The organism is Isoptericola sp. S6320L (genome assembly GCF_023015685.1).
Classification (GTDB): domain Bacteria; phylum Actinomycetota; class Actinomycetes; order Actinomycetales; family Cellulomonadaceae; genus Isoptericola; species Isoptericola halotolerans_A.
Genome location: NZ_JALKAT010000007.1, coordinates 64578 through 81105 on the forward strand (window position 1 = coordinate 64578; position 16528 = coordinate 81105).

The 16528-nt window shown below is 73.8% G+C and carries 16 protein-coding genes; 4 read left to right on the top strand and 12 right to left on the bottom strand.

Features of this window, described 5'->3' with window-relative positions:
* Positions 1-12: 12 nt before the first annotated feature.
* From MWU57_RS06175 to mraZ, 4 genes are all read right to left on the bottom strand, one after another.
* Complete coding sequence (locus tag MWU57_RS06175; protein WP_246908058.1) at positions 13-1860, bottom strand: penicillin-binding protein 2; 1848 nt, start codon at positions 1858-1860, stop codon at positions 13-15.
* Positions 1861-1919: 59 nt separating this feature from the next.
* A complete protein-coding gene (locus MWU57_RS06180; RefSeq protein ID WP_106267981.1) occupies positions 1920-2342 on the bottom strand; it encodes a hypothetical protein in 423 nt (140 codons plus the stop codon).
* Positions 2339-3370, bottom strand: coding sequence for a 16S rRNA (cytosine(1402)-N(4))-methyltransferase RsmH (rsmH, locus tag MWU57_RS06185; protein WP_246908061.1), 1032 nt, complete (start codon positions 3368-3370; stop codon positions 2339-2341). Before rsmH ends, MWU57_RS06180 begins: the two co-directional genes overlap by 4 nt.
* 171 nt (positions 3371-3541) lie before the next feature.
* On the bottom strand, positions 3542-3976 hold the full coding sequence (gene mraZ / locus MWU57_RS06190; protein ID WP_106268287.1) for a division/cell wall cluster transcriptional repressor MraZ: 435 nt from the start codon (positions 3974-3976) through the stop codon (positions 3542-3544).
* A 286-nt stretch (positions 3977-4262) separates the two neighbouring features.
* Here mraZ and MWU57_RS06195 point away from each other — a divergent pair, with 286 nt between their 5' ends.
* Genes MWU57_RS06195 through MWU57_RS06205 form a run of 3 tightly spaced genes read left to right on the top strand, consistent with a single transcriptional unit; the run spans position 4263 to position 8939 of the window.
* Positions 4263-5354 (top strand): AAA family ATPase, encoded by a 1092-nt coding sequence (locus MWU57_RS06195; RefSeq protein WP_374108528.1) that lies wholly within the window; start codon positions 4263-4265, stop codon positions 5352-5354.
* Between the two features lies 1 nt (position 5355).
* On the top strand, positions 5356-6684 hold the full coding sequence (locus tag MWU57_RS06200) for a DUF58 domain-containing protein (RefSeq protein ID WP_246908062.1): 1329 nt from the start codon (positions 5356-5358) through the stop codon (positions 6682-6684).
* On the top strand, positions 6681-8939 hold the full coding sequence (locus MWU57_RS06205) for a transglutaminase domain-containing protein (RefSeq protein WP_246908064.1): 2259 nt from the start codon (positions 6681-6683) through the stop codon (positions 8937-8939). The genes MWU57_RS06200 and MWU57_RS06205 overlap by 4 nt, the downstream gene beginning before the upstream one ends.
* A 1-nt stretch (position 8940) precedes the next feature.
* On the opposite strand, the gene MWU57_RS06210 is transcribed toward MWU57_RS06205, so the two are convergent.
* From MWU57_RS06210 to MWU57_RS06220, 3 genes are read right to left on the bottom strand one after another with little or no spacing between them, the layout of a single operon-like run.
* Positions 8941-9366 carry a DUF3040 domain-containing protein gene (locus tag MWU57_RS06210; RefSeq protein WP_106267991.1) on the bottom strand — a complete coding sequence of 142 codons (426 nt, stop codon included), beginning with the start codon at positions 9364-9366 and terminating at the stop codon, positions 8941-8943.
* Positions 9367-9404: 38 nt separating this feature from the next.
* Positions 9405-10652 (bottom strand): DNA polymerase IV, encoded by a 1248-nt coding sequence (gene dinB, locus MWU57_RS06215; RefSeq protein WP_246908065.1) that lies wholly within the window; start codon positions 10650-10652, stop codon positions 9405-9407.
* Positions 10649-11083, bottom strand: coding sequence for an SAV_6107 family HEPN domain-containing protein (locus MWU57_RS06220; protein WP_246908067.1), 435 nt, complete (start codon positions 11081-11083; stop codon positions 10649-10651). Before MWU57_RS06220 ends, dinB begins: the two co-directional genes overlap by 4 nt.
* Before the next feature lie 98 nt (positions 11084-11181).
* On the opposite strand from MWU57_RS06220, the gene MWU57_RS06225 reads away from it, so the two are divergent.
* Entirely contained in the window at positions 11182-12063 is an 882-nt protein-coding gene (locus MWU57_RS06225; RefSeq protein ID WP_246908069.1) for a spermidine synthase, read from the top strand.
* A gap of 56 nt (positions 12064-12119) precedes the next feature.
* Here the strand turns inward: MWU57_RS06225 and MWU57_RS06230 are convergent, their stop codons facing one another.
* From MWU57_RS06230 to MWU57_RS06250, 5 genes are all read right to left on the bottom strand, one after another.
* Positions 12120-12323 (bottom strand): cold-shock protein, encoded by a 204-nt coding sequence (locus MWU57_RS06230; protein ID WP_106267998.1) that lies wholly within the window; start codon positions 12321-12323, stop codon positions 12120-12122.
* Positions 12324-12515: 192 nt separating this feature from the next.
* Positions 12516-13442, bottom strand: coding sequence for a PAC2 family protein (locus MWU57_RS06235; protein WP_106268000.1), 927 nt, complete (start codon positions 13440-13442; stop codon positions 12516-12518).
* 81 nt (positions 13443-13523) lie between these two features.
* Entirely contained in the window at positions 13524-13964 is a 441-nt protein-coding gene (locus tag MWU57_RS06240; RefSeq protein ID WP_106268002.1) for a response regulator, read from the bottom strand.
* Between the two features lie 9 nt (positions 13965-13973).
* A complete protein-coding gene (locus MWU57_RS06245) occupies positions 13974-15137 on the bottom strand; it encodes an ATP-binding protein (RefSeq protein WP_106268289.1) in 1164 nt (387 codons plus the stop codon).
* Positions 15134-16477, bottom strand: coding sequence for a PP2C family protein-serine/threonine phosphatase (locus MWU57_RS06250; RefSeq protein WP_246908071.1), 1344 nt, complete (start codon positions 16475-16477; stop codon positions 15134-15136). The genes MWU57_RS06245 and MWU57_RS06250 overlap by 4 nt, the downstream gene beginning before the upstream one ends.
* Positions 16478-16528 lie beyond the last annotated feature (51 nt).

Below are 16528 nucleotides of genomic sequence, written 5' to 3' on the forward strand. Positions count from 1 at the left end.
GCTGTGCGCAGGTCACCAGGTCAGCGGGAACTGGTCGACGGGCTCGTCCGAGGGCGGGACACCCTCCTTGCGCAGCGTGTAGCCCATGAGGTCGGAGAAGACCGGCGCGGCGACCACACCGCCGAAGATCGACGACCGCGGGCTCTTGAGGAAGACCGACACCGTGTAGCGCGGGTCATCCGCGGGCGCGACGCCGATGTACGACGCCACGTAGGTGGTGCCGCCACCCTCGAACATCTGGGCGGTGCCCGTCTTGCCGGCCACCCGGTACCCGGGCACCTGGGCGGCGGATCCCGTCCCGTCCTCGCTCGTGGCGGCCTCCATCATCGTCAGCACGTCGTCCGCCGTCTCCTCGGAGACCACCTGCTCACCCTCGCCGGGTTCCGCGTCGGTCCGCACGCCGTCGGTCGTCTGCGTACCGGCCAGGAGCCTGGCCGGCAGATGGACCCCGCCGTTGGCGATGGTCGAGAAGACCTGGGTGGCCTGCATCGCGCTGACCGCCACGCCCTGGCCGAAGAGGACGGTGTACGGGGTCCGGTTCTCGATCTCGTCGATGTTCTCGTCCGGCAGCAGCCCGGCGCTCTCTCCGGGTAGACCGAGCGCGGTGCGCTCACCCAGGCCGAACTTGCGCAGGTAGTCGTACCGCACGGCCCAGGGGATCTCCTGACCCATCATCACCGTGCCGGTGTTGGAGGACTGCGCCAGGATGCCGGCGAGCGTCCACCGCTCGACCGGGTGCGGGTGGGAGTCACGGAAGGTCTCGCCGTCCACGGTGAACGTGTCCGGCACCTCGAACTGGTCCGTGGGTTTCCAGTAACCGCCCTCGAGCGCGGCGGCCATCGCGATCACCTTGCCGGTCGAACCCGGCTCGAAGACCACGTTCACGGCACGCGACCCGTCCGCGACGGCCGAGGTCGAGCGGTCGTTCGGGTCCACGTCCCCCGAGTCCGCCATGGCGACGACCTCACCCGTGCGCACGTCGTGGACGATGGCCATGGCGTACGACGCACCGGTGTCACGGACGGCGTCGTCGAGCAGCTCCTCCGCCTTCCACTGCACGTCCGCGTCGATCGTCAGGCAGACGTCCTGACCGGGCACCGCCGCCACCGACTCGATCTCCGAGCCGGGGATCGGCACCCCGTCGCGGCCCCGCTCGTACGTGCGCGTGCCGTCCGTGCCCGCGAGCACGTCGTCGTACGCCGCTTCGACACCACCCTGGCCGTCCATCGCGGAGTTCACGTAGCCCAGGATCGGCCCAGCGACGGCTCCCGAGGGGTAGGTCCGCTTGGAGCTCAGCTCGGTGGGGATGTACGCCCGCAGGTCCAGCTCGGTGACGGCACGCTGCACCTCGGGCACCACGCCCTCCTTGAGCTTGACGTACCGGTCCTCGCCGTTGAGCTTGGCCGCGAGCGTCTCCTTCGACTCGCCCAGCACCGGCCCCAGGAGCTGGGCGATGCCCAGGGCGCCGTCCTGGACCGGCTCCCCCTCGGCGTCGTGCCGGGAGTTGCCCCGGAAGTTCTGGATCGCGTCCTGGTCCGCGATGATCGTGTAGCGGTCGACCGACGTGGCCAGGACCGTGCCGTTGCGGTCGAGGATGTCCCCGCGGTGCGCCGGGGTCACCTGGGTGGCGAGCCGGTCCTGCTGGGCGTCCGAGGCCAGCGCGGCACCCTGCACCACCTGGACCTGCACGAGCCGGCCGACGAAGACGGTGAGGACGATCGCCGCCAGGACGATGAGCCACCGCTGCCGACGGGCGGGGTCACCGGCCTCGCGCCGCCGGGTCGGGGTCCGTGTGGTGGGCCGCCCGGTGGAGGCCGGACGCCGGGCGGTCCTGCCCCCACCGGTGGGTCGTCTCGTCACACCTCGATCTTGCGTCCGGACGGGCCCGGAGCCGCGGGACCGCGCCGGGCGTGTCGCGCTCACGGCTCCTCCGCGGACCCCGCGACGATCGTTCCCTCGACCACGGAGAGCATCGTCATGTCCTCCGCCGGGACCATCCCCAGCCGCGTCGCCTGCTGCGGCAACGACGACTCGGCCGCTCGCAGCTCCGCCTGGACCTCCTGGACGTCCTGGGCGACCAGACCGACCTCCCGCTGCAGGCGCGACATCTCGTAGGAGCCCCGAGCCATCGAGGTGTTGAGCAGCAGGGCGGAGAACAGCGCACCGACGAGCACGAGGGCGCACAGCACCATGAACGGCAGGCCCGACGTCGCCTGCAGCGGCGCCCGGACGGCGTCGAGACGGCGACCAGCACCGCCCTCCACGGCGGTGAGCGGCGCGCGCCGGGGCGTCGGCTCGCCGCGACGCTCGGGGAACGTGGCGGGTGCTCGCAGAGCGCTCATCGCGGCTCCTTCCGGGGGGGACTGCTGATCAGGTGGTCAGGCGTGGGGCGCAGCCTGCGCGCGGCCCGCAAGCGGACCGACGCCGACCGCGGGTTGCGCTCGAGCTCGGCCGGGTCAGCTGCCTCGGCGCCTCGCGTGAGGGCCTCGAGGTAGGGCCGGTGCGTCTCGGGCTCCACCGGGAGCCCAGGAGGCGCGCTGGACGTGATGCCGGCGGCGATCGCGCGCTTGACGATCCGGTCCTCGAGCGAGTGGTACGACTCCACGACGATCCGGCCGTCGACGGCCAGCGACTCGATCGCGGCCGGCACCGCCCGCTCGAGCACCTCGAGCTCGCCGTTCACCTCGATGCGCAGCGCCTGGAACGTGCGCTTGGACGGGTTGCCCCCCGTCTTGCGCGCGGCGGCCGGGATGGCGGCACGCACGGTGTCCGCGAGCTCCGCCGTCCGCTCCCACGGATGCTCCTCGCGCCGGCGGACCAGCGCACGGGCGACGCGGGGGGCGAACCGCTCCTCGCCGTACACCCGCAGGATCCGCGCGAGGTCTCGTTCGTCGTAGCTGTTGAGCACGTCCGCCGCCGTCATCCCGCGCGACTGGTCCATCCGCATGTCCAGGGGCGCGTCCTGGGCATAGGCGAAGCCACGGTCCGCCTCGTCGAGCTGGAGCGACGACACCCCGAGATCCATGAGCACGCCCTGCACGAGCCCGTCGGGGGTGCCGGCGTGCTCGGCCGCGACGTCGGCGACCTCGTCGTAGACCGCGTGCACGGGGGTGAACCGGTCGCCGAACCGCGCCAGGCGGGCGGACGCGAGCTCCAGGGCCTGGGGGTCGCGGTCGATGCCCAGCACCCGCACCCCCGGGAGCTGCTCGAGGACGGCCTCGGTGTGCCCGCCCATCCCAAGGGTGCAGTCCACGAGCACGCTGCCCGGCGCGGAGAGCGCCGGCGCGAGCAGGTCCACGCAGCGCTGCAGCAGCACGGGCACGTGGCGGTCCTGCGCGGGCCGCGCGCCGTCGTCGTCGTGCGTGCTCATGCTGCCTCCTCTCCGGGTCCTTGCGTGGTCCTTCGTCCGTCGTGCTGGGTCCGGCCCGCCCGACCAGGTCTCCCTCCGCGTCGTTCTGGCGCCGGGGAAGTGCGCCAGACCCTCGCGGGAGGAGGCCTCGTCGTGCGGGCCGGTCGGTGACTGTGCTGTTGTGCGTGCCGTTCAGAACTGCAGGTCGGGGAAGATCTCCTCGGCCACGTCGGAGTACGAGGACTCCTGTTCCGCCAGGTAGGTCTCCCAGGCCCGGGCGTCCCACACCTCGACGCGGGTGCCGGCGCCGATCACGGCGACGTCCCGGTCGAGACCTGCGTACTCGCGCAGCGCCGCGGGGATCACCACGCGGCCCTGCTTGTCCGGCACCTCGTCGCTCGCCCCCGACAGGAACACGCGCAGGTAGTCGCGTGCCTGCCGGCTGGTGACCGGCGCCTGCCGGACCTGCTCGTACATGCGGGAGAACTCGTCCATCGGCAGCAGGAACAGGCATCGCTCCTGGCCACGCGTCATGACGAGCCCTGCGGCGAGCCGGGCGCGGAACTTCGCGGGGAGGATGAGCCGGCCCTTCTCGTCGAGCCGAGGGGTGTACGTGCCGAGGAGCAGCCCCGTACCCGGGAACTGGTCCCCCAGTGCTGCTGCCACGGTCCGCACCTCCCCTCGGGCTCCCGCTTCCTCCACGCTACTCCACTTTCCTCCACCCGGCGCGGGACGACACGGGTAGAACTCCCCGTGCCGGCCGTTCTGCTGGCATCACCGCAGGTCATGAGCACGGGGTGGCGGTGGAGCGAGGTGGAGGGCCGAGCAGCGTCCTGCGTGATCGACGTCACGTGCAGGTCACGGACGGACTAGGCTGCTCGCAGCACCATGACGGACGACCGGAGGCCACCCTGTGCAGACCGACCGCGCCACCAGCTCCGTCAGCGACGGCCACGTCACGGCGCCGCACACCGATGCCGGCCCCGAGGCGCTGCGCGCGGGGCTCGGGGAGCTGGTCGCCGCCACCGGGCGGGTGCGTGCGGCCGTCGAGTCCGTGGTGCCGAACCGTCCGGACCTCGCCCGGCTGACCGTCGCCGTCCTGCTCGCCGAGGGCCATCTGCTCGTCGAGGACGTCCCCGGGGTCGGCAAGACCACCCTGGCCAAGGCCCTCGCCCGGACCATCGACTGCCGGGTCGGCCGGGTGCAGTTCACCCCCGACCTCCTGCCGAGCGACCTCACCGGCGTCAACATCTACCGGTCGTCCAGCGGCGAGTTCGAGTTCCGCCCCGGCCCGGTGTTCAACAACGTCGTCATCGGCGACGAGATCAACCGCGCCTCGCCCAAGACGCAGTCGGCCCTCCTCGAGTGCATGGAGGAGGGTCAGACCACCGTCGACGGCACCACCTACACCCTGCCGCGGCCGTTCCTCGTCCTGGCCACGCAGAACCCCGTCGAGATGGAGGGCACCTACCCTCTGCCGGAGGCTCAGCGCGACCGGTTCATGGCCCGGCTCGCCATCGGGTACCCCGACAACGACGCCGAGCTGCGGATGCTCGACTCGCAGCAGTCCACCGACCCGTTCGCGCACCTCGAGCCGGTCACGACCGCCGAGGCCATGACCCGCTACGCGGCCTGGGCGCGCGCCGTCCACGCCTCGCCCGCGGTCAAGCAGTACGTCATCGACCTCGCCGTCGGCACCCGCGGCCACGCGGGGCTGCGGCTCGGCGCCTCGCCACGGGCGTCCCTCCAGCTCCTCCGCGTCGCCAAGGCCCACGCGGCGATGGCGGGCCGGCAGCACGTGCTGCCCGACGACGTCCAGTCGCTCGCCGTACCGGTGCTGGCGCACCGGCTCATCCTGTCCACGGAGTCACGGCTGGCCGGAGTCACCGCCGCCGAGATCGTGCGCGACGTGGTCGACCGCACGGTCGTGCCCGCCGGTACCACCTCACCCGCGGCGGCGCAGCGCCGCTCGACGCTCGGCAGGACCACGAACCAGAGCCGCTGACATGACACGACTGCGAGGTGGGTCGGCGCTCCGCCGCCTGGCCCGGGTACGACCGACCGGACGTGGCGGCGCGCTGCTGGTGGCCGGTGCGGCGCTGGTGGCCGGTGGGGTGGTCCTGGACCTGCCCGACGTCGTCGGCCTCGGCGCCGCCGCCGTCCTGGCCGTCTCGGCCGCGTGCCTCGCCCTCGGGTGGCAGCGGCTCGACGCCGGGCGTGGCGCGCTCGACGTCGAGCGCGACATCGAGCCGGACCCCGTGGTCGCGGGCCGTTCGGCGACGACGCGCCTGACGGTCCGCGCCCGCGCCCGGACCGGGGCGGCCTACGAACGGCTCGCTCGCCTGCGGCTGTCCGAGCAGGCCGCCCACGAGCTCGCCGGACCGTCCGGGATCCGGGCGCACGTGCGCGCTCACCCGGACCGTATCGCCGTGCAGTACTCCCTGTCGCCCGTGCGTCGCGGCCGCTGGCCGCTGGGGCCCGTGCTCACCACCCGGACCGACGTCTTCGGGCTCGCACGGACCACGCAGCCGCTCGGCGGGGCGACGCGCGTCTCGGTCTGGCCACGGACGACCCCGCTGCCGGCCCGGGCCGCGGCGCTCGGGGACGTCGACCGCGCGGCCGTCGGCGCCCGGCTCGCCTCCAGCGACGACTCGGTGCTGCGGGAGTACGTCCCGGGCGACGACCCCCGGCGCGTGCACTGGGCGGGGTCGGCCCGCCAGGGCCGGCTGATGGTCCGCGCCGACGAGAGCGCCGGGCTGCGTCCGGTCACGGTGCTGCTCGACCGGGGCCTGCTGGCACCACCGCCCGACGAGCGTCCGGGAGCGCGGCCCCCCGTCCGCGAGGTCGTGGACGACGGCGAGTGGGCGGTCGAGCTCGCGGCCTCCGTCGCGACGTCGTTCCTCGACGCCGGGCACCCGACGCGCCTGGTCGCCACGACGACCACGCCCGCGCGTACCGACCACGCCGCCGGCCGCGGCAGCGGCCGTGCACAGCTGCTCGACGCGACCGTGGACCTCACCGGGCTGCGTGGCAGCGAGGCGGCCGAGGCACTCACGACGACCGCACGATCGCTGCGCGCCGACCGGGCCAGGTCGGAGGTCACCGTCGCCGTGATCGCACCGACCGGCAGCGGACCTCAGCGGCACGCCGTCGCTTCCCTCGGGGCGGACGGCGTGGGGTGGGCCCTGCTCGTCGTCCCCCGCGCGACCGGGATGCGCCACGACGTCGACCCCACGGCCGACGACCTGCGCGCCGCCGGCTGGCACGTGGCGTCGTGCACCCCGGGAACCCCGGTGGCGCGGGCGTGGTCCCTCCTGACGGAGAGTGCCGCATGATCCCCGCGTACGCCGGACCGACGGCTCGGCTCGTCGCCACGACCGCCCTGGTGGCGGTGGCCGTCGCCGCCTCGATGCTGGCGCTCACCGCCCTCGTCCTGCCGGGCGACTGGGTGCGGACGGGCCTCGTCGGCATCGCGCTCGTCGCCGGGACCACCGGGCTCACGCGCGTCCTGCTCGAACGGCGGGCGCGCCGTCGCCGTCGCGACGACACGGCCGGCGGGTCGGTCGTCCCGACGCTCGTCGGTGCCGCCGTCGCCGCGTGGTACGTGCTGTCACGCTACGGGGCACCGACCTCCGAGGCGCAGCTGTTCGTCGGGCCGGACGGCGTGGGCCGGGTCCTGGAGCGGTTGGGGGACGCGGGCGAGATCATCCGCTCCGAGGTGGCCCCCGTGCCGGGGACCCTGCCGATCGCCCTGCTGACCGTGGGCGGCACGCTCGCCGTGCTGCTCCTCGCCGACGCCCTCGCCGGAGGTCTGCGCTGGCCGGCGGCGGTCGGCCTGCCGCTCCTCGCCCTGTGGTCCCCGCCCCTCGTGCTCGTCGGGTCGGTGCCTCCGGCAGTCTTCGTCGTCGTGGTCGCGGCGCTGCTCCTGCTGCTCTCGGTCGGCGCCGGGGAGCGGCGGCGTCCCGGGAACGAGCGCCCCCCGGCGGCCGTGCGTCGCGCCGAGGGCGCACGGAGCGTCGTCACCACCGCGGTCGCTCTCGTGGTCGCGCTCGCCGCCGGGCTGGTGGCCGCGGCGTCGAGCACGCTGCCCGGCTATGCGGGCGCCTGGTACCAGAGCTTCACGACCACGGGCGACACCATCCAGCTCTCCGAGGACCTCGACGTCCTGAGCAGCCTGACCGAACGCTCCGACGAGGTGGTGCTCACCTACACAGGGGTCGAGGACGATGTCGGGCCGCTGCGCACCTACACGGCCACCGCGTTCGACGGTCGGCGATGGCAACGCGGCGAGGAGCGCGACGGCCGACCGCTCGCACCGGACGAGCTGCTCTGGCCCGACGACCTCGGCAGCGTGGCCCTGCAGGACCGCCAGGACCTGTCGATCACCGTGGGCTCGCTGCGCGACGACCAGCTGCCCGTCACCCTCGAGCCCCGACGGGTGGACGCCGGCGGCACCTGGGGCTACGACCCGCTGCGCGACGAGGTGGTCGGTGACCGGACCGACGTGGGCGACGTCTACACGTTGGGCGTCCGTTCCCGCGACCTGGACCCGGACCTCCTGCGCGGTGCTGGCCCGGGCGTCACCGAGGACGCCTATCTCACCGTGCCCGAGAACGAGCACTCCCAGGAGGTCGCGGCGCTCGCGGCGGAGGTCACCGCCGACTCGGACACCGCCTACGACCAGGCCGTGGCCCTGCAGCGGTGGCTCCGTGACCCCGCCACCTTCACCTACTCCACGCAGCTGCCCCGCGGGAGCACCGGCGACCCGGTCTGGGACTTCCTGCAGCACCGCACCGGCTACTGCGTGCAGTTCGCGACGACCATGTCCGTCATGGCTCGCACCCTGGGCATCCCCACCCGTCTGGGCGTCGGTTTCCTGCCGGGCGAGGCCGTCGAGGACGCGGAGGGCGACGTCACCCGCTGGCAGGTCACGGGCCAGGACTCCCACGCCTGGCCGGAGCTCTACTTCGAGGGGGTGGGTTGGGTCCGCTTCGAACCGACGCCGGCGACGCAGACGGGCACCGCACCCGACTACACCGCGGCAGAGGTCGACGCACCCGCCGACGCCGTCGCTCCGCAGGAGGTGCCGCCGCCCGCGGCGGAGCAGCCGGAGCCCCAGGAGCAGACGGCGGCCCCGACGGAGCCTCCCGTGGCCGTCGGGCCGGAACCCGCGGACACCCTGCCCGTCTGGGCCTGGGCCGCGCTGGCCGCGGGCCTGCTGGTCGGCGCCGGCGCGACGGCGTTCCTCCTGCTGCGGCGCCGCCGGGGCACGGACCCGGTCGACGCCGAGCGGGCCTGGCAGCAGGTCGTCGCGGCACTGGCTCGCGAGGGCGTGGCGCTACCTGCGCCCACGACGCCGCGGCAGGCTCCCCGGGCCGTGATGGACGCCGTCACCAGGGCCCGCGGAAAGGCTCCGGCACCCGAGGTGCACGACGACCTCACCATCCTGGCGCAGGCCGTGGAACAGGCGCGCTACGCGAGACCGGAGGAGGCCGACGAGAGCCTCACCGACCAGGAGGAGGGACCCGAGCAGCCCGACCTCGCGGAGGTGGCGGCGAGGGTGAGACAGCGCTTGGCCGACAGGTCGTGAGCTATCGGCCCTGTTCGCGGCGGCGGTCCCACCGCTCCTCGAGGCGGGCCAGGAAGCCCGGACCCTTGCTCGGCGCCGCCGTGCGGCCCCGATGCCCTCCGGAGCCAGCGTGCGCCGCGGACGACGGGCCGACGGTGCCGTCAGCGTTGACGACTCCCTGCGGTCCCTTCTTGCGCGGCGCGGAGAACGCGTAGACGACGCCGGCGAACATCAGGACGAAGCCGGCGACCCCCAGCAGGGTCAGCGACGACGCGACCCCGATCACCAGGAGCACCAGGCCCAGCACGACGCACAGACCTGCCAGCACGTACCGCAGCGGCGATCGATGGCGGGACCGCTGGAGCGTCGTGGCCAGCCGGGGGTCATCGCTCTCGAGCGCGCGCTCCATCTGCTCCAGCACGCGCTGCTCGTACTCGGACAGAGGCATCGGGCCCCCCGATCTCGCTGTAGTTTCGTGGCCTGCCTCTAGGATATGCCCGCCGGGCGCTGGACGGTAGTCGGCGACGCCCCCAGTGCGATCGCCGCGGAGCCGAACCTCTCCCGGACGGCGTCCACCGCCAGCTCCGCGTCCCGCCGCGCACCGACGTGCGCGTCGTCGTCGAACAGCGACGGCTGCGAGGTGAGGTCCGCCCGGGCCCGCAGGTTCTCCGCCCGCACACCGACGAGCCGGACCGGCAGCCCCTCGAGATCGACTCCCGAGAGCAGCTCGCGTGCCACTCCGTAGACGTCCTGCGCCACGTCGGTCGGCACCTCGAGCGTGCGGGACCGTGACATCGTCCGGAAGTCGCTGGTCCGCACCTTCAGCGCGACCGTCCGCGCCACGACCCCCTGGTGACGCATCCGACCGGCCACCCGGTCGCTGAGCTCGCGCAGCCGGCGTGCGACCTCGCCGAGGTCGTGGAGGTCCTGGCCGAACGTGGACTCCGCCCCGATGCTCTGCTCGGCGCGACCCGCCACCACAGGACGGGGGTCACGCCCCCAGGCGAGATCGTGCAGATGCGCTCCGGAGACCCGACCGACCGCCGCCTGCAGCACCGCGACGTCGGTGTCCGCGAGCTGCGCGACCGTCGTGATCCCCCACCTCGCCAGGACCTGCTCCGTCTTCTCGCCGACGCCCCAGAGCGCGCCGACCGGCAGCGCCCGCAGGAACGACTCGGTCGCCGCTGCCGGGACGAGCAGCATGCCGTCGGGCTTGGCGTGCGTCGAGGCCAGCTTCGCGACCAGCTTGTTGCGGCCGATGCCGACCGAGCAGGTGATGCCGTGCGCGGCGCGCACCTGCTCGCGCAGCGCCGCGCCGATCTCCGTCGGCCGGCCGAGACGGCGGCGGGCCCCGGCGACGTCCAGGAAGGCCTCGTCGACCGAGACCTGCTCGACGACCGCCGTGATGTCGCCCAGCATCGACATCACCGATCGCGACACCTCGCGGTAGCGGCGGTGGTCGGGCGCCACCACGACGGCCTGAGGGCACCGGCGCGTCGCGTGGGCCATCGACATCGCGGACCGGACGCCGTAGGCCCGCGCCTCGTAGGTGGCCGCGAGGACCACCCCTCGCTCCCGCCCGCCGACGATGACGGGACGCCCACGGAGCTCTGGCCGTCGCGCGAGCTCGACGGACGCGAAGAACGCGTCCATGTCGACGTGCAGGATCGACGAGCCGTCCTCGTCGTGCCCCCAGTCGCGCCGCACGTCCGAGGACCGCGGGCCGCGGCTCACGACGCCGCCGTCACGGCGCCACGCGCGGACCGCAGGGAGAAGCCGGCGTCCGGGTCCAGCCGGAGCCCGACCTCGTCGCGGAAGTCCTCGGCGCACGCGAGCAGCTCGTCCGCGCGGGCCGGCGTCACGTCCTCGCCGTGCCCGGCGTCGACGGCGGCGCGCAGACGGGCACCGGACGCGAAGTACACGCTCCACGCCGCCAGCTCGGGCTCCACCCTCGTGAGCAGCTCCCAGACGGCCCGGGCCCGCCCGCGGGGCGGGTCCCCGTGGAGCGCCACGACGGCGGCGGCAGAGCGCAGCGCCGCCAGATGGGCGTGGACGAAACGCTCCGAAGGTTCGGTGGCGGCGACCGCGGCTGCCAGCTCCGCATCGGCGCGCACCAGGAGCCTGTCCACGCGGTCGGGCACGGGTGCACCGCCTCGTGCTGTCATCGCACACCTCCTGACCGCCGGGCGGGACGTTCCCACCCTCGCATCTTCGAACGCCTGTTCGATCCTGTCAAGGTCGTGCCGCGCGAGAGACTGTGCCCATGGCCAGACGCTCCCGTACGACCCGTCCGGACCGATCCTCGCGCGAGGTACCGACACTCCCGGCAGGTCCGGTACCGATCGACACCGGCACGGCGCACCTCGAGCAGGACCCCGACCACGCCGCGCGGGTGACCCTGCACGTCAACGGCGTGCCCAGCTCATGCCTCGACCTGGCCGACCCGGGCTTCCTCGCCTTCGAGTACCTCCAGCAGATGGCCGCCGTCGTCGACCTGCTGCCCCCCGGACCGGTCCGTGCCCTCCACCTCGGCGCCGCGGGGTGCGCTCTGCCCCGTCAGATCGAGCACGTCCGGCCCGACTCGCGCCAGCTCGGGGTCGACATCGACGCGCGCCTGCTGACCTTGGTGCGTGAGTGGTTCTCCCTGCCCCGTGCACCCCGCCTCCGACTGCGGGCCGACGACGCCGGCCATGCGTTGGCCTCCCTGCCGGCCGCGTCGTTCGACGTCGTGGTGCGCGACGCGTTCGACGGTGACACGACCCCCGGGCACCTCGTGGGCCGCGCCTTCGCGAGCGCCGCTCTGCGGGTGCTGCGCCCCGGCGGACTCCTGCTCGTCAACTGCGCCGATCGCCCACCCCTGGAACGCACACGGCAGGAGCTGGCCTCGATCGTCCCGTCCCTCGACGAGGACGCCGTCGCGGCCGGACACCTCGCCGTGGTCGCCGAGCCGGCCGTGCTCAAGGGCCGCCGCTACGGCAACGTCGTGATCGCTGCCGTCGCCCCGGGCAGCGCGGACCCGGCGGCCGGGCCGGACCTGGGTGACGCGGGGCTCGCCCGTGCGCTGCGATCCCTGGCCGTTCCCGCGCGGGTCCTCGTCGGCGACGAGCTCGCTCGGCTCGTCGGGTCGGCCGCGCCGCTCCCCTGAGACGCGGCAGGCCGCCCCCGGGAGCCCGGGAGCGGCCTGTCGCGGAGCGCCCCGCCTCAGAGCGGGACGACCTGCTCCGCCTGCGGACCCTTCGGCCCCTGGGTGATCTCGAACTCGACCCGCTGGGCCTCGTCGAGCGTGCGGTAACCCTGCGTCTGGATCGCCGAGTAGTGGACGAAGACGTCGGCGCCGCCGCCGTCCTGGGCGATGAACCCGTAGCCCTTCTCGGAGTTGAACCACTTCACAGAACCCTGCGCCATGCTGATCCTTCGACCTTCCGTCCGGTGCACGGGTGCACCGGACGGGCACCCGCCGTCGCACCGCCCCGGAACCGGTCGGTGCGCCGGTGAGCAGGTGCGACGCCCGACAGTGTGGCACGGACCACAACGGCGTGCACCCGATGGGCACCGCGCGCCGACCCCCGGCGGGACTCCCCGCCGGACGCTCCCCGATCAGTCCTCGTCGCGCTGGGCGAGGAACCTCTCGAACTCCGCGCCGAGCTCGTCGGCCGTGGGCAGCGCGGCTTCCTCGGCCAGCAGGTTCGTCCGGCCGACGGAGCGCGTGAAGGCGTCGTACTGCTCCTCGAGCTGGCGCACCACGGCGGCGACCTCCTCGTTCTCGGCGACGAGCTCGGCCACCTCGACCTGCGTCTCCGCCGCGGCCTCGGCGAGACCGTCCGTGCCGAGCGCCAGCCCGGTCGCCTTCTCCAGGTGCTGCAGGGCGACCACCGCAGCGGGGACGTAACGCGACTGCGCCAGGTAGTGCGGCACGTGGACCGTCACACCGAGCGCGTCGTGCTCGGTCTGCCCCAGCCGCAGCTCCAGGAGCGCGCCGAGCGAGCCGGGCACCCGCACCTGACCGAAGAACGAGGTGTAGTCCTCCACCAGTCCCTCGCGGGTGCCGTGCGCCGTCAGGGTCAGGGGGCGCGTGTGAGGGACGCCCATCGGGATCCCGTGGACCCCGACGGTCAGCGAGACGCCGAGCTCCTCGACGATCTCGCGCACGGCCGCGACCACGCGCTCCCACTGGACGTCCGGCTCGACACCGTGCAGCAGGAGGAAGCCTGCGCCGTCGTCGTCCGTCAGGTGGTCGACCACGAGGGACGGCTCGTCGTAGTCCGCCCACCGGTTGGCGTCGAACGTCATCGCCGGGCGCCTCGAGCGGTAGTCCACCAGGCGGTCGACGTCGAAGGTGATCAGCCGCGTGGCCGTGAACCGTTCGAGCAGGTGCGCGACGGTGATCTCGCCGGCCGACCCGGCGTCGACGAAGCCGCGCAGCGCGTGCACCAGGACCGGCGCGGCGTTCGCCGCGGGCTCGTCGCCCAACGTGCGCTCGACCGCCTCGTCGTCGACCTCATAGATCCCCTGCGGGTCCAGCACTCGTTCCTCCTCGTCTCGACCGCCACCATGCAGCAGCGTCCATCAGGGACAACCAGGCCGACCCCTCGGATCATCCCGGTCTCAGTGGCGCGGGAGCCGCACCACGGAGACGAAGAACTCGTCGATCTGCTGCACGACGTCGATGAACCGCTCGAAGTCGACCGGCTTGGTGACGTAGGCGTTGGCGTGCAGGGCGTACGAGCGCAGGACGTCCTCCTCCGCCTCCGACGTCGTCAGGACCACCACGGGGATGTGCTTGAGCACCGGGTCCTCCTTCACCAGCGCGAGGACCTCCCTGCCGTCCATGCGCGGCAGGTTGAGGTCGAGCAGGACGAGGTCGGGCCGCGGCGCCTCGGCGTACGCGCCCTCTCGGCGGAGGAACTCCATCGCGCTCACGCCGTCGGACACCACCGACAGATGGTTCGCGACCTTGTGCTCGGCGAACGCCTCACGGGTCATGAGGACGTCGCCGGGATCGTCCTCCACCAGGAGGACCTCGATACCGACCTGCTGCTCCGTCATCCCGCCACCCTAAGCGGACGCGGCGAGGGTCCACCGGATGGTCGTGCCCTGCGTGGCGTCCGGGTCGATCCAGACCCGACCGCCGTGGTGCTCGACCACACGCTTGACGAGCGCCAGCCCGATGCCGGTGCCGCTGTACACCTCCTTCGGGTGCAACCGCTGGAAGATCACGAAGACCCGCTCCGCGTACTGCGGGTCGATGCCGATCCCGTTGTCGCTGCAGGCGAGCTCCCAGCTCGCCCCGTCCTCGCCGCGACGTGCCGTGACGTGCACGCGAGGCGGGCGGTCCGGGTGGCGGAACTTCAACGCGTTGCCGACGACGTTGCGCAGGAGCATCGTCAGCAGGCCCTTCTCGCCCCGCACCACCGGCAGCGGGTCGTGGGTGACCTCGGCGCCCTCGTCCTCGATCCGCTGGGAGAGGTCGGCCAGCACCTGCCGCAGGACCGACTCCAGGTCGACGTCCTCGTGGGCCACCCCGCTGCGCCCCACCCGGGAAAAGCTCAGGAGGTCCTGGATGAGGCGCTGCATGCGGTGGGCACCGTCCACGGCGAACGCGATGTACTGGTCGGCCCTGTCGTCCAGCTGGCCGCCGTAGCGCTTCTGCAGCAGCTGGGTGAAGCTGGCCACCTTGCGCAGCGGCTCCTGCAGGTCGTGCGAGGCGACGTAGGCGAACTGCTCGAGATCGCGGTTCGAGCGCTCCAGCTCGCGGGCCTGCTCCTGGAGCCTGTCCTGGGCGTCCTCGGCCTCGGCGTGCGCCTCACGGGCCTCGGCGACCTGCTGGACCAGCTCGCGGCGCATGTTCTCGACGTCCCGGCTGAGAGCTGCTACCTCCCCGGCACCGACCCGGGGGATCTCGTGGTCGTGCTCTCCCGCGCTGGCCTTGCGCACCTCGGCCGCGAGGGTCCCGAGCGGCGCGGTCACGCCGCGCTGCACCGCCTGCCAGACCATCCAGCCGAGCACCACGGCCACGACGCCCAGCACTCCGACGACGACCAGCACGACCTCGTTCCAGCGCCGGGCGAGCTCGATCGCCTCGGCGTCGGCGCCGTCCGCGAGCAGCCGCAGCGACACGAGGACCGCGACGAACGCCACCACCAGCACCAGGAGCAGCACCACGCCGGCCCCGCGCAGCAGCCGGCGCAGGCCCGTCAGGACGGAGGGACGCTCGCTCACCAGCGGGCCCACTCGGCCGAGTCCGCCAGCGTCGACGATCGCTCCCCGACGACCTCGCTCGTACCGGTCCACCCGATCACGAGCATGGCGGCGTCGTCGACGAGCGGACCGCCGTGGACGGCGCGCACGCGGCGCAGGACCCGCTCGACGACCCCGACGAACCCCGACTCGTCGAGCTCCAGCTGCACGAGCCGGTGCAACCCGTCCACACCGATGCGTTCCGGCCCGCGACCGGCGGGCCTCCCCGGACCGCCGGGACCGGCGGGACCGGTGGGACCGCCGACCGGGTCCGCGACGGAGGCCTCGACGAGTCCGTCGGTGTACATGAGCACGGCGAAGGGACCGTCCACCTCCAGGCGCTGCGGGACCCAGCCGCCGTCGATCGGGATGCCGAGCGCGCGGCCGCGGGACGTCGGATCGACCTGGTCGCAGCGGACGGCGCCGACGGGTCCGGTGAGGAGCATCGGCGCGGGGTGCCCCGCGAGGTAGAGGTCGATCGCTCCGCGGTCGGCCGCGACCGCCACCTGGCACAGGGTCACGAACGTCTCCGGCCGGGACCGCTCGGTGACCAGGACGCGCTCCAGGTGGCCGAGCACGTCGACCGGCGGTGTGCCCGTCAGCACGAGGGTGCGCCAGGCCGTGCGGAGCGTCGCGCCGAGCGCGGCCTCGTCCGGCCCGTGCCCGGCCACGTCCCCGACCATCGACAGCACCGTGCCGTCGGCCATCTCGACGGAGTCGAAGAAGTCCCCGCCGAGCAGGCCGTTGCCCCCGGGCAGGTAGCCGACCATCACGGACACGGCGACGTCCTCGACGAGCGGCTTGGGCAGCAGGGCGCGTTCGAGCCGTGCCGTCTCCGCGGCCCGCACCTCGCTGCGGTACAGGGCCCGCTGCTGCGCCGCCGACCGCCGGCGCTGGAGCGCGTAGCGCAGCGAGCGCCCCAGCAGGTCAGGACCCGTCTCGCCCTTGACCAGGTAGTCGTCCGCACCCGCCGCGACGGCGCGCACGCCCTGGTCGATCCCGGCGTGGCCCGTCAGCACGACGAGGGCGGGCGGCACCGGGTGCCGCTCGGTCGAGCGGCGCAGGCGTTCCACCGCTCCGAGACCGACGGCGTCCGGCAGACCCAGGTCCACGATGAGGCAGTCCACCGCCGACTGGGCGAGCTCGTCGGCGGCCTGGGCCACCGACGTCGCCCGGCGCACCTCGATCTCGATCTCGGCGTCGGCGAGCAGCTCGGTCACGAGCAGGGCGTCACCGTCGTCGTCCTCCACGAGCAGCACCACGGTCGGCTCCGCCGACGCGCCGCCCTCGGACCCGGCGCGTCCCCCGTCGCCGCTGATCATGACCGTGATCCTATGCCGTCGCACCGGTCGGCGTCATCGCCCACGACCCGG